Below are 13,581 nucleotides of genomic sequence, written 5' to 3' on the forward strand. Positions count from 1 at the left end.
TGGCCCCCTCCGCGCCACCCGTGATGGGGCAAAAACCGGCACCCGGGCCGCTATGATGGTCGGCTTTGCTCCGATGATCCCAAGTGCCCTATGTCCGCCGGTCTGAATTTCGCCCAACTTGAAGCCGTGAACTACGTTCAGGGCCCCTGCCTCGTGCTGGCTGGGGCTGGCTCGGGCAAAACACGGGTGATCACGCACAAGATTGGCCGCTTGATCGATGTGGGGCTGGAACCCAAGCGCATCGCGGCCATCACCTTCACCAACAAGGCCGCCGCCGAAATGCGCGAACGGGCCAAGCAGTTGATTGGCAGGGCCGCCAAAGACGTGCTGATCTGCACTTTTCACGCCTTGGGCGTGCGCATCATGCGCGAAGACGGGCATGTGCTGGGCCTGAAACCCCAGTTCAGCATCATGGACGCGGACGATGTGACCAGCATCCTCAAAGACTGTGGCGGCACCACCGACGCGGCCACCGCCCGCCAGTGGCAATGGACCATCAGCCTGTGGAAAAACATGGGCCTGAACGCCGAGCAGGCCGCAGCCCAAGCCCCCGACGACAACGCGCGCGTGATCGCCCGCATCATGGCCCTGTACGAAGAACGGCTGACCGCCTACCAAAGCGTGGACTTTGACGACCTGATCGGGATGCCACTGAAACTGTTGGCTGACTACCCCGAGGTGCGCGAGCGCTGGCAGGCCAAGATGGGCCATGTGCTGGTGGACGAGTACCAGGACACCAACGCCACCCAGTACGAAGTGCTCAAGCACTTGGTGGGTGAGCGCGGTCGTTTCACAGCGGTGGGTGACGATGACCAGTCGATTTACGGCTGGCGCGGCGCGACGCTGGACAACCTCAAGCGCCTACCGCAGGACTTTCCGAATTTGAAAGTGATCAAGCTGGAGCAGAACTACCGCTCCACCAGCGCGATCTTGAGGGCTGCCAACAACGTGATCCAGCCTAACCCCAAGCTGTATCCCAAGACGCTGTTTTCGGAGCTGGGCGAAGGCGAACCCGTGCGCGTGGTCGACGCCGTGAACGAAGAACACGAAGCCGACCGGGCGATTGCGCGCATCCAGTCGATCCGTGGCGGCCAGGTCAACCCGTCCAATCACCGCGAGTTCAAGGACTTTGCCATCCTGTACCGGGCCAACCACATGGCCCGGCCGTTTGAGCAAGCGCTGCGCCGCGCCAACATCCCTTACAAAGTGTCGGGCGGGCAGAGCTTTTTTGACAAGGCCGAAATCAAGGACCTGTGCGCCTGGTTTCGCCTGTGGATCAACAACGATGACGACCCGGCATTTTTGCGCGCCATCACCAACCCCAAGCGCGGCATCGGCCACCAGACCTTGGGCCAGCTGGGCACTTTTGCCACGCAGTACAAGCTGAGCTTGTTTGAAGCGCTGTTTGCGGGCAGCTTGCCCAGTGCGGTGAACACCCGCGCCGTGGACGGCCTGCACGAGTTTGGCCGCTACATCAACGACCTGGAGCACCGCGCCCGCCACACCCTGGGCAAGACGGATGCGCTGGCCTTCTTGCTGGAGTGGCTCAAAGAGATTGGCTACGAGTCGCACCTGTACGACGGCGAAGACAACGAAAAAGTGGCCTCAGCCCGCTGGACCAATGTGCTGGAGTTTTGCGACTGGATGGCCGGGCGCTGCGGCGGCGAGATCGAAGACGCCACAGGAGCACAGGCCACAGAAGTCAAAAACCTGCTTGATGTGGCGCAGACCATTTCACTGATCTCCACATTGAGCGAACGCGAAAAGGACCAAAACGTGGTCACGCTATCGACCCTGCACGCCTCCAAGGGTCTGGAGTGGCCGCATGTGATGCTGGTGGGCGTGAACGAAGGCCTGCTGCCTTTCAAGCTGGGGGACGATGAAACCCATTCGGGCAAAAGTGATGGTCCCATGAGCGAAGGCATCTTGCTGCGCCTGCAGGAAGAACGCCGCTTGATGTACGTGGGCATCACCCGCGCCCAGCGCAGCTTGGCCGTGAGCTGGACCAAGCGCCGCAAAAAAGGCCGCGAAACCGTGGCCGCCCTGCCCAGCCGCTTCATTGCCGAAATGCGCTTGGACGAAAACACCACCAAGGAAGACCCGCGAGAAAAACTCCGCGCATTGCGCGCCGAGTTTGCCAAGCGGGCTGCCGACTCTGCCGCAGAGGCCAAACCATGAAACCCTCACGCACATGGGCTTGCTGGATCACGGGCGCCTGTCTGGCGGGCCTGGCGGCATGCAGCACCGCGCCGACCGCTGCCGGTTGCGCCGCTGAAGACATCAGCGCAGAACAACTTGTCGGAACTTGGCGCGTGACATGGGCCGGTCAAAGCATGCCGTGGACATTGCTGCTGCGCCCGCACCCCGAGCACGAAGGCAGCTTGCGCGGCACCTTGATGCAAAACCCCCAGCACTTTGCGGTGGCTGCCGACATTGAAGAGGGTGAGTTCACCATGGAGGAATCGCACGACGGTCAACGCATCGCCGCCACATGGCTGGGCAAGTTGCAAGCGGGCAGCTGCGGGCAGATCATCACCGGTGAAAGGCAAGAGGGCTCGGCAGGCCAAGCGCCTCAGCGCTTTGAGATGCGGTCAGACCGCCTTCGTTGACTCCCGCACAACCAAGGTCGTGGGCAGCAAATCAGATTCCGGCTTTTCACCGGCCATGATGCGCAGCAGGCAATCCACCAGATGGGCCCCTGCCAAGTCCAAAGGCTGGCGCACTGTGGTGAGCGGTGGGAAGCTGTGGGCCGCTGGCTCCACATCGTCGTAGCCGACCACGCTGACATCTTCAGGAATGCTGTAACCCCGCTCACGCAGCACCCCCAAGGCGCTGATGGCAATCAGGTCACTGGCCGCCACGATGGCGTCGAAATTCAAACCATGGCGGTCCAGGTGCACACGCAAGGCCTCTTGCGCGCCCAGTGGCGCAAAAGACGATGGAATGTACAGCGCAGGATCTGTTTTCAATCCGGCCTTGCGCAATGCCTTCTGGTAGCCCGAATAACGTTTTTCAGGTTCAGGCAAGGACTTCTCGCCCATGAAGGCGATGCGCTTGCGGCCCAAACCCAGCAAGTGTTCCGTGGCCAGTTGACCGCCGCTGGCATTGTCGCCACCAACGCTGCAATACAACTGATTGGGCAACTGCGCCCCCCAAGCCACAAAGGGCAAGCGCTGACGTGCCAATTCGTTGAGCTGGTCATGGTGGCCCCACTGACCGATCACAATGATGCCGCCCACACGGCCCGAGTCGTAAAGGGCGGAAATCCGCTCCAGATGATCCGCATCGACACGCGAGAGCAGCATGTCGTACTGGCGATCCGTCAGCGCATCGGCCAGGCTACCGAGCATGCCCAGGAAAAACGGATCAGAAATGCTTTGGCGGTTGGCCGGGTAATAAGGAATCACCACGCCGATGGTGGTGTTGTCGCCCTTGCGCAGATTTTGAGCGCCCAGATTGATGGTGTAGTTCAGAGAGCGCGCCAACTCAATGATGCGCAAACGCGTTTCTTCGTTGATCAGCGCGCTGCCATTGAGGGCACGTGAAACTGTTGCGGTGGATACCCCTGCCAGACGGGCAATGTCCGCCATTTGTATCTTTCGCTTTTCAGGTTCTGCCTTGGCCATTCACATTTCTCTCTGTTCAAGCGATGTTAATTCAAAAAAATACCCCCACCGGTGAGGGAGGGGGCACAAGGTTTCCTTGGTAGAAACGTACTCAACAACTCGTCGGGACGGGCTCAGTTCACAAACTGCTCAGAGCCCACGATCCCCAGTTTGGTCAGGCCCATACGCTGGGCACTGGCCATCACGGCCGCAGCCGCTTCGTATTTCGCCTTTGCGTGCGAGCGGATGTGCAGCTCTGGCTGCGGTTGCTGCGCTGCAGCCTCCGTCAACTTGGCCTCCATCTCTGCGCGGCTGCCCACCGGCTTGCCGTTCCAGTTGATCACACTGTTCGCGTCCACATCGATCTTGATCACCACCGGGTCCGCCTTCTTGGCCGCATTGGTGGGCAGCGGCATGTCCAGGTTCACCGAGTGCAGCTGCGCTGGGATCGTGATGATCAGCATGATCAAGAGCACCAGCATCACGTCAATCAGCGGCGTGGTGTTCATGTCGATCATGACTTCCGGCTCGTCGCTGGAACTTGTTCCTACGTTCATTCCCATGCTCTGCTCCTTCAGTTGCTGGGCTCGGTGATGAAGCCGACTTTGGTGATGCCGGCGCGCTGCACCGCGTACATCACGCGGCCCACGGATTCGAAATCACTTTGGCCGTCGCCCCGGATCTGCACCTCGGGCTGAGGTTTCATGGCCGAGAATTTCTTCATGCGTTCGAGCAAGTCCGTGCTGTTCTTCACTTTGGTGTCGTACAGGTAAATACCGCCTGCCTTGTCCACCGAGATGATCACGTTTTCGGGCTTGGTCTCGCGCACCACGTTCTTTTCTTTGGGCAAGTCCACCTTGATGGAGGTGGTCACCACGGGAATCGTGATCAAAAAGATGATCAAGAGCACCAGCATCACGTCCACCAGGGGCGTGGTGTTGATGGTGCCGATGATCTCGTCATCGGCTTCGCCTACGTTCATGGCCATGTTGGCTCCTCCTGTGATCGCTTTGGCGGTGCTGTCACCGCTCAAGCGAAGGGAATGCGAAGGGTTTTACTTCTTGGCCGAGCCGAGCAGCACAGCGTGCAGGTCAGAGCCGAAGGCGTTGACTTGTTCCATCACGGCCTTGTTGCGGCGTACCAGGAAGTTGTAGCCCAGCACCGCAGGCACAGCCACAGCCAGACCGATGGCGGTCATGATCAGGGCTTCCCCCACGGGGCCAGCGACTTTGTCGATCGAGGCCTGGCCGGACATGCCGATCTTGACCAGCGCGTGGTAGATGCCCCACACGGTACCGAACAGACCCACGAATGGCGCGGTCGAGCCCACAGTGGCCAGCACAGCCAGGCCGTCTTGCATGCGGCTTTGCACGTTGCCAATGGCACGCTGGATGCTCATGGTGACCCACTCGTTGAAGTCAACCGCACCCAACAAGCCGGTGTGCTTGGAAGCGCCTTCCAGGCCTTTTTCTGCAATGAATCGGAAAGCCGAGCCTTCTTCCAAGGTGTCTTTGCCTTGGGCCACGGTGTTGGCAGACCAGAAAGAGTCTTGCGCGGCCTTGGCTTGTTTGTTCAGTTTGGCTTGCTCAGCGAACTTGGTGAAGATCACGTACCAAGAGCCCATGCTCATGAGCACCAAGATCAGCAGCGTGCCTTTGGCCACGGCATCGCCTTGGCTCCACAGGGCAGACAGGCCGTAGGGGTTTTCTTCTTCAGCAGTAGCCGCTGTTGGGGCTGGAGCTGCCACGGGTGCCGGTGCAGCTTCAGCAGGTGCTGCCGGGGCAGGGGCGGCTGCAGCAGCAGGTGCGGCTGGGGCAGCTTCTTTGGGCTTGGCCGCCAGCACAGGGCCCGCAGACAAGAGACCGGCCAGCAGGCCAGCGCAGACGATGAGGGTTTTGAATGGTTTGAACATGATGAGGTTCTCCTCTGGATTCTTTAAAAACGGTGAACTGTGACTGTTGATCTGTGCGACCGGATCATTCCAGGCGCCAGGTGTATTTCATGGTGGCCCAGCCTTGCTCAGGCTTACCGTCTACGGTGGCGGGCTTGAAGGCGCAGCGCGACAAACCGGCACGGGCCGCCTCGTCTAGGCGCTTGTAGCCTGAAGACTTCTCGACTTCGGCTTGCACCACCTTGCCATCGGCTCCCACCAAGAAGCGCAGGCTGACGGTGCCCTCTTCTTCCATGCGACGCGATGCGCTGGGGTACTCGGGTTTTTCGCAGTTGGCCGAGTTGACCACGGCGGCTGTGCGAACAGACTCAGCTTTGACCACCGGCGATGCTGGTGGCGCAGGCGATGCCACCGGCTGTGGCGTGGCCGACACGGCAGCAATGGCGTTGGCAGCTGGCGCGGTGTTGGTCACGGGCACATCCACCGGCGGCACATAGGCCGGAGGTGGTGGCGGCAAATTCTTCGGCGGTGGTGGCGGAGGCGGCGGTGGAATATCGGGTTTTGCATCTTCCAGCAAAACGGCCTCCACAGGCCCTTGGATCTTTTTGACAAACGCGCGGGCCAAACCCGAGCTGATGGCCCAAAAGAGCAACAGGTGCAACACCACCACCAGCCCCAGCCCCATCAGGTGCTTGGTCGGCTTGCGTTGCCGGCTGGCGTAATCGTCCATCGTTTCTTTTCTCCTTATTTCGAGTTTCGCTCAATGCAATCGTTTGCATGATACCTGTGTTTGTTCTTTTTCAACACCTAGGGAAAACACTAGGCCTTGAATTGCGGGTGATGCCAAACGCTTGTTGCTGATCATACACACTAGGGAAAGTCCTAGTTTTTGACGATTTCTCGAGTCAAAACACACCCCGCACACATCGCCAAAACACCCCCTTTCAAAAAACTTTGATTGCAATCGTTTTCATAGATTTGCAAAATACGCTACATCCAAGGTGCGATCACGTCCTGTGACGCTTATGGATCATCATCTGCAACAATCTATTCATGGTTTTGCAATCGTTTCAATGTTTTGGAGACCCTTCTATGAAGAAGCAAAAATTCGCCACCCCTACCAAAGTGGCAACAGCCGCTGCTCTGGCAGCATTTCAGTTGAGCGTGGCTTACGCTCAAACCAACAACGACACCCTTAAGCTCGATGAGGTTGTGGTGACTGGTACCGCAACTGGCGCAAGCAAGATGAAGCAATCGAGCTCCATCTCCACCATCGGCGCAGAACAAGTGTTGCAAGGCCAACCGACTAACGCCTCCGACATATTGCGCTCGATTCCCGGTATTCGCGCAGAGTCAAGTGGTGGTGGTGGTAACGCCAACGTGACCGTTCGTGGTCTGCCAATCTCTGCTGGCGGCTCGCGCTACGTTCAATTCCAAGAGGATGGCCTGCCCGTCATGCTGTTTGGCGATGTTGCGTTTTCAACACCCGATATGTTTTTGCGCGCTGACAACAGCCTTGAGCGCTTGGAAGTTGTTCGCGGCGGCTCTGCCTCCACACTGGCCACCAATGCACCTGGCGGCATCATCAACTTCATCAGCAAAACTGGCGACGAGCCAGGCGGTAGCATTGGTGTCACCACAGGCTTGACTTACGACCATAAGCGACTGGACTTTGACTACAGTGGAAAATTGGGTGAAAAGACCCGCTTCTTTATCGGAGGCTATACGCACAGTGGCGAAGGCCCTCGCAACGCCACAGGCAACAGCAACCAAGGCGGCCAAATAAAGGGCAACATCACACAAGAATTAGACAATGGTTTTGTTCGTTTGAACTTCAAATCGTTGGACGATCAAAGCCCCTTGTTCATGCCTGTTCCCGTCAAAATCGCCAATGGCAAAGTTAGCGAACTTCCAGGCATCGACCCACGAGTTGCAAGCATGTACTCGCCTTATTGGGTCAAGGACTACACGCTGACCAAGAACAACACCATGGTGGGTACTGATGTCAACGATGGTCTGCGCGTCAAACAAAATTCGTTTGGTGTCGAAGCAGATTTGAAACTTGCCGATGGTTGGAAGTTGAGCGAAAAATTCCGCCACTCCACGATGACTGGTCGTTTTGTCGGCTTGTTCCCTGCCAATGATGTGGCTGCTGCCCCTGTTGGCACCATTTACGCAACAGGCCCTAAAGCCGGTCAAGCATACACAGGCAACGCGTTCACGAACACCGTATTCAACACATCCATGGACGACATGGGCAGCACAACAAACGACTTCAAGTTGAGCAAATCTTTTGCACAAGCTGATGGCGCCAAGTTGAACACGACATTCGGTTTGTTCATGAATGTTCAAAAAGTTGGATTGACTTGGAACTTCAACCAGTACCTGATGCAGGCCACTGACAAAAACCCAGCCTTGCTGTCCAATAACACCACCAACAGCTATGGCGCAACCGCACTGGGCACCTCGGTGTGGGGTGGTTGCTGCACACGCGCTATTGATGCCACCTACAACACCACTTCACCCTATGCTGTGATTGGTTGGGAAAAGGGCGCTTGGACTTTGGACGGTAGCATCCGCCATGACAACCAAGTGGCTACTGGTTCTTATACACAAGCTGTTGATAACCAATTTAAACCTGGCGACGCCAAAGCCATCAACTACACGAAGAGTCACAACTCCTATTCATTCGGTGCCAACTTCCAGTTGGACAAAGACATGGCTGTTTTCGCGCGAATCAGCGAAGGTATTGCCTTCAATGCCGACCGCATCATGTTCGGATCTGCCGCTGTGCCAATGGCTGGCGGTGCAGGCGTTGTCCCGATCAACACTGTTCAGCAGTATGAAGGCGGCGTGAAGATGCGCAATGGCAACTTGAGCACTTTTGTGACCTTGTTCCAAGCCAAGACCGACGAGAGCAACTTTGATGCAACCACCCAGAAAAGCACTGCCAACAAGTACGATGCCAAAGGTATTGAACTGGAAGCTGGCTATAAAATGGGAGCATTCCGCATTAATGGCGGCGTGACACTGACCGATGCAAAAATCGTCAGCACCGGTTTGACGCCAAATCGCCAAGCGAAAGTTGTTTACCAGTTGAGCCCAACATACACTTCCGGTGCTTACACCGTGGGTGCTGCAATCGTTGGATCGAGCAGTGCAAAGGATGCTCAAGGTTCTGCATACGAGGCCACTTTGCCCGCTTACACCGTTGTCAATGCATTCGCGAACTACGCCATCAGCAAAGATCTGACAGCATCGTTTGGTGTTTACAACTTGACCAACACCATTGGCTACACCGAAATCAACGATGGTCGCATGGCTGCTCGTTCGATCAACGGTCGCTCTGCCAAGGCCGGTTTGAAGTACAGCTTCTAACCCATACCAAGGCAGCCGAGCTGCCTGTGTGTTTATCCATAGAGATCGCCTGCGGGCGATCTTTTTTTACGTCATCGGATCAGCCCATTTTCCACACTTGGCCGATACCTTTTTTTTACGTCGTTTATCTGAAATAATTCAACACAAAAAAGCCAGTCAGATCACTGACTGGCTTTTTTAATTGTTGATGTCCAGCTATTTATCGCAATTCAAACACGTCCGCTTCACTACCAGCAAGTCCGTGGATGATCCGTCCTGACTTGGTCGACAAATCGACTTCAAGACGGGCATATGCAGTGCCTTGTTGCCAGTTCAAAGTCAGCTGGTGCGTTGCCGACGCTGCGCTGCTGAATGTCCCGTCAAAAGCTGGATGGCTGTTACGCAAACGCATCAGATCGAGCAAGCGTTTGACGACGGGCTTGTTCAGATCGCGCAGCACCTCTGCGCGTGAGTAGCGGTGGCGGTTGATGTCGCGCCCCACTTTGGTTTGCGCCAACAAGTCCATGTCGTTTTCACCCGCCAGCAAGCCCACGTAGTACACCTGCGGAATACCCGGCACAAAGAACTGAATCGCACGCGCCACCAAGTAGGCGGCCTCATTGCGGCCCAGTGCATCAAAGAAGGTGCAGTTGACTTGGTAAAGGTCCAGATTAGAGGCGGCCGCACCGGTCGCCAGGCGGCTTTGGTTGTTCGAGTTGCGGTGCATGCGCTCCACCAACTCGTCCAGCTCATGCGGTGGTACGAGGCCAGGATGATTGACCCGATCAGCCGCATCTGCACCGATGTCGATGATGCCGATGCCATCGTGCGTATCGAGCACCGTCACCGCGTTGTTGGGGCGTTGTGCCATCCAATCCAACAGAGGGCCACTGCGACCGAATTCCAAAGCATGCAAGACCAATGGCGGCAAAGCGAAGTCATAGACCCAGTCCACCTGCTTGGCGATTTCCATCTGACGCTTATAGTACGAGTGGATTTCCACCAGCACTTCCAGACCCAACTCACGACCACGCTGAGCGAAGGCTTTGATGAAGTCAAAGGTCTCGGGCATCATGAAGCAATTCGTACCCGCTTTCTTGATGGCATAACCCACCGCATCCAGGCGCACCATGGTGACGCCGCTTTGCGAGAGTTTTTGCAAAATCGATTCCAGATAGGCCTTGCCTGCTGGTGTGTGCACATCGATGTCGATCTGCTGAGGCGTGAAGGTGGTCCAGAGTAAACGGCGCTCGCCATTGGCCAGTGTGGTCACCGTGAAGGGCATGCCGGGGCGTGGGCGGTAAACCGCCAGCAAGTCCTTTTCGGTCGCACCATTGGGAAAGACCGATTCCATCGTCAAGAACAATCCGTCGTATTCAGACGCACTGCCCTTTTGCGAGTAATCAAGGAACTGAGGGGATTCAGACGACATGTGGTTGACGATCACGTCGGCCATCACGCCCATTTGCTCAGACAGGCTGGCAATGTCTTTCCAGTCGCCCAAGCGGGCGTCTACGCGGGTGTGGTCAATGGGGTCAAAGCCTGCATCAGCACCATCTATTTTGTAAAAGAACGGTAGCAAGTGAACGCCACCCACTGCACCCTTCAACGGCCCGGTGAGGAGCTCCTGCAGTTGTGTCAAGGTCTGACCGCCAAAGCGGTCGACATAGGTGATCAATTGAACTTCGTTACGCATTTTTCTGAGACATCAATTTCAAACGACAAGTCATGCCAACAGCTTCAGGCTGAAGTAGTTGGGTTTTCAACGGGGACTTTGACCCGCAAAGTGGCCAACGCAGCCAACACGAGCAATCCACCGGCCAGCACCAAAACGTTGCGTGGATCACCACCCAAGATCGGGTGATAAATCAGGGGCAAGGTCACGCCTTGGATGAGCATAGGAATCACAATGAACATGTTGAAAATCCCCATGTAAACACCTGTTCGCTCAGCCGGAATACTCCTGGCCAACATCACATAGGGGTTGCCCATGATGCTGGCCCAACCCAGACCGACGCCAATCATGGGCAAAAACAAGAGGGCTTGGTTTTGGATTTGAGGAATGGTCATCATGCCCAATCCTGCGGCGACCAAACACATGGCATGCATCTTTCCGGCGCCCCAGCGGCGCGTGAAAGGCACCATGGCCAAAGCTGCGACAAACGCCACCGCGTTGTAGAACCCACCAATTTGTCCGTTCACCAACACCGCGTCGCGAAAGCCCGTGCTGGTGGGCTCGGAAGTGTCAAACAGGTTGCGGGCGATGGCATACGTGACGTATTGCCAGTAGCACATCATGGCGTACCACTGGAAAAGCTTCATCCACGCCATCTGCCGCATGGCTTGTGGCATTTCTTTGATGGCTTGCGCAATCTCTTTGAGCGTGCTGAGCCAGCCTTGCTGCTTGGCCTTCAATGCGGCTATCTCTTGCGCTGACAAGGGCAACTCAGGGACCTTCCAGATCGACCACGCAATGGTGGATGCCGACAACAAGGCACCGATGATGAACGCCACTTGGGTGATTTGAGGGATGTGGTTGCCGCCTACCGCATCCTTGTTCATGCCCATCCATACCATGATGGATGGCGCGAGGTACGACAGTGTTTGTGCCAATCCCGTGAAGGCGCTTTGCGTCAGGTAACCCAAGGCGTGTTGTTCCTTGGGCAGGCGGTCACTCACATAGGCGCGATAAGGCTCCATGGTGATGTTGTTGGCCGCATCCAAAATCCAAAGCAAACTGGCCGCCATCCACAATGCTGCGCTGTAAGGCATGGCCAGCAATGACAGCGAACACAGCACTGCACCAATGAAAAAATATGGCGTGCGCCGCCCCCAGCGCGATGTGGTCCGATCACTCATGGCACCCACAATGGGCTGCACCAACAAACCTGTGACCGGTCCTGCCAGTGCGAGCAAGGGCAATGCAGCCTCATCCGCGCCCAGGTAGCTGTAGATAGGGCTCATATTGCTTTGCTGCAAGCCAAAGCTGAATTGCAAGCCCAAAAAGCCGATGTTCATTTGCACGATCTGAGAGATCGACAAAGTTGGCGGTGTGGTTCTGATGGAGGTCATCGGTCATTGAGAGAAAGGCACTGCGCGTGGCAGCAAAAATGCAAAGACCCAATTTATCCGACTTTGCAATCGATTGCAATAGGGTTTGTACTTGTTTTGAATGGCGACGGCTCGCCCAGCACTTCAGCCTGCTTCTGGACCCCTGTTCAGCGCGCCAAAATCGCCCACAAAGCGGCCAATTCGACGGCCGTGGCATCGCCACTCACCAAAGCCAATTGTTGGCGAGCGGCGCCCTTTTGTTCGGCTTGAACCAAGCTGATGGCGGCATGCAAACGCACTTCGTACTCACGCCGCAGACCACCCAATTCCATCGCCTTGGCGTAGGCAGAGATCGCAGCCGACCAATTTTGGCGCGAAAAATGGACATCGCCTGCCGCCGCCCATGAAGCACCGTCTTTGGCCGATTTCTCCAGCTGTGCAAACAAGGCGTCGTCTTCCTGGACTTTTTTCTGGGCATCTGTACGCAACTTGGCGTGCGCTGCAGCTTCAGCGCCTTTGCCCAAGACGCCTGCCGCAAAGCCCTTGGTGATGACGCGGACAGACTCAGAAGGCAAGCCGGCCTTCAAAGCCAATGAGGCCATTTCCATGTATTCAGCGGCATCTTCCATGTTGTCCGTTTGCTCCAACAGGCGGTACAGGTCCAACTCCAGTCGGGAGTTCAAACCCACTTGCTGCGACATGCGACCGATCACTTCGGCCCAATAGGCCTTGCTGGGGTAGTTCGACAACAACTGCTTGAGGGTGCTCATGTACCCGGCATCGTCCTTGAGCTGGCGGTAGCTGACCGCCAATGTGCGAAGTTCAGGCTCGGGTGTTATCTTTGCGGTCGAAGCATCCAGGCGGATTTTGGCCAGCATGACACTCACCACTTCTGCGTGCTGCCCGGAGGCCGCCAAGGACTGAACCATCGCCAGATGCACAGCAGGATTGGCACCCCCATCTTGCACATATTGCCGCGCCCATTTCACAACGCGTGCATCGTCCTTTGTTTGCAAACTGGCATTGATCAAGGACTCGAGCAAAGGCCGTTTATCCGCTTGTGGCACATCGGCTGAAGTCACCAAAGACTCCAAGGCCTCAATGGCGATGGCCCATTTTTGAGCACGCAAGGCCGCCACCGCTTGCGTGCGCGAGATCATGTTTTTCTCGTTCGCTGTGAGCTGGGGCACCGCCAAAGCATCGCGCAGCAAACCCAAGGCTTGATCGTTTTGGTTGTTCTTGATCGCTTCTTGCGCGGCCGCCAAAGGCTTGATCACTTCGTTGCGCAGGGTGCCCTGTGCTGTAGCAGAACCGATGAGCAGGCCGAAAGCCACAAGCAACACACTCAGCCGTTGCAGATACTTGTTCATGATATTCCTTGGGGTCCTTGGTTCAAAGAGTCATGCGATTGTCTTGAAAAAAGACAAGAAAAACGATTGCAAGGCGTTCACGTAACCAAAATGAATCTTTTAACAGGCCACCCAACAAAAAAAAGCCGCTCAAGTTTGAACTGACCCCAATAAGTTGGACGGTTTAAAAAGCTGATTAGGCCATAGAGGGCTGAGTTCTGTACTGCACAGGACTCAGCCCTTTTAGTTTGATCTTGATCCGATCGTTGTTGTAGTAGTGGATGTACTCCTTCAAGCCCATCTCAAGCTCTTTCACATTCTCGAATTT

Annotated in this window: 12 protein-coding genes; 3 read left to right on the forward strand and 9 right to left on the reverse strand. The window is 56.4% G+C overall.

Annotated features, from left to right (window positions below; all coding sequences use genetic code 11):
* Positions 1–90 precede the first annotated feature (90 nt).
* Together B9Z52_RS16785 and B9Z52_RS16790 are read left to right on the forward strand one after the other, a co-directional pair.
* Complete coding sequence (locus B9Z52_RS16785) at positions 91–2,178, forward strand: ATP-dependent helicase (RefSeq protein WP_108414998.1); 2,088 nt, start codon at positions 91–93, stop codon at positions 2,176–2,178.
* A complete protein-coding gene (locus B9Z52_RS16790; protein WP_108414999.1) occupies positions 2,175–2,609 on the forward strand; it encodes a hypothetical protein in 435 nt (144 codons plus the stop codon). The genes B9Z52_RS16785 and B9Z52_RS16790 overlap by 4 nt, the downstream gene beginning before the upstream one ends.
* Here B9Z52_RS16790 and B9Z52_RS16795 read toward each other — a convergent pair.
* The 5 genes from B9Z52_RS16795 to B9Z52_RS16815 form a co-directional block, all read right to left on the reverse strand.
* A complete protein-coding gene (locus tag B9Z52_RS16795; protein ID WP_108415006.1) occupies positions 2,592–3,590 on the reverse strand; it encodes a LacI family DNA-binding transcriptional regulator in 999 nt (332 codons plus the stop codon). The genes B9Z52_RS16790 and B9Z52_RS16795 overlap by 18 nt on opposite strands.
* Positions 3,591–3,739: 149 nt before the next feature.
* Positions 3,740–4,168 carry a biopolymer transporter ExbD gene (locus B9Z52_RS16800; protein WP_108415000.1) on the reverse strand — a complete coding sequence of 143 codons (429 nt, stop codon included), beginning with the start codon at positions 4,166–4,168 and terminating at the stop codon, positions 3,740–3,742.
* Positions 4,169–4,179: 11 nt separating this feature from the next.
* Positions 4,180–4,593: a biopolymer transporter ExbD gene (locus tag B9Z52_RS16805; RefSeq protein WP_108373888.1), complete on the reverse strand. Its 414-nt coding sequence runs from the start codon at positions 4,591–4,593 to the stop codon at positions 4,180–4,182.
* Positions 4,594–4,659: 66 nt separating this feature from the next.
* Positions 4,660–5,517 carry a MotA/TolQ/ExbB proton channel family protein gene (locus tag B9Z52_RS16810; RefSeq protein WP_199222131.1) on the reverse strand — a complete coding sequence of 286 codons (858 nt, stop codon included), beginning with the start codon at positions 5,515–5,517 and terminating at the stop codon, positions 4,660–4,662.
* A gap of 64 nt (positions 5,518–5,581) precedes the next feature.
* Positions 5,582–6,226, reverse strand: coding sequence for an energy transducer TonB (locus B9Z52_RS16815; RefSeq protein ID WP_108415001.1), 645 nt, complete (start codon positions 6,224–6,226; stop codon positions 5,582–5,584).
* 362 nt (positions 6,227–6,588) lie between these two features.
* Here B9Z52_RS16815 and B9Z52_RS16820 point away from each other — a divergent pair, with 362 nt between their 5' ends.
* Positions 6,589–8,874, forward strand: a complete 2,286-nt coding sequence (locus tag B9Z52_RS16820; protein ID WP_108415002.1) for a TonB-dependent siderophore receptor — start codon at positions 6,589–6,591, stop codon at positions 8,872–8,874.
* Positions 8,875–9,073: 199 nt separating this feature from the next.
* Here the strand turns inward: B9Z52_RS16820 and gtfA are convergent, their stop codons facing one another.
* From gtfA to B9Z52_RS16840, 4 genes are all read right to left on the reverse strand, one after another.
* The gene (gtfA, locus tag B9Z52_RS16825; RefSeq protein ID WP_108415003.1) at positions 9,074–10,549 is read right to left on the reverse strand and encodes a sucrose phosphorylase; all 1,476 of its coding nucleotides are present in this window, start codon (positions 10,547–10,549) and stop codon (positions 9,074–9,076) included.
* Positions 10,550–10,593: 44 nt separating this feature from the next.
* Positions 10,594–11,925 carry an MFS transporter gene (locus B9Z52_RS16830; protein ID WP_108415004.1) on the reverse strand — a complete coding sequence of 444 codons (1,332 nt, stop codon included), beginning with the start codon at positions 11,923–11,925 and terminating at the stop codon, positions 10,594–10,596.
* A gap of 146 nt (positions 11,926–12,071) precedes the next feature.
* Positions 12,072–13,274 (reverse strand): hypothetical protein, encoded by a 1,203-nt coding sequence (locus tag B9Z52_RS16835; protein ID WP_108415005.1) that lies wholly within the window; start codon positions 13,272–13,274, stop codon positions 12,072–12,074.
* A 175-nt stretch (positions 13,275–13,449) separates the two neighbouring features.
* Positions 13,450–13,581: IS3 family transposase (locus B9Z52_RS16840; RefSeq protein WP_146182808.1), on the reverse strand; the 132-nt coding region annotated here is incomplete at its 5' end.

The organism is Limnohabitans sp. Jir72 (genome assembly GCF_003063575.1).
Taxonomy (GTDB): Bacteria; Pseudomonadota; Gammaproteobacteria; order Burkholderiales; family Burkholderiaceae_C; genus Limnohabitans_A.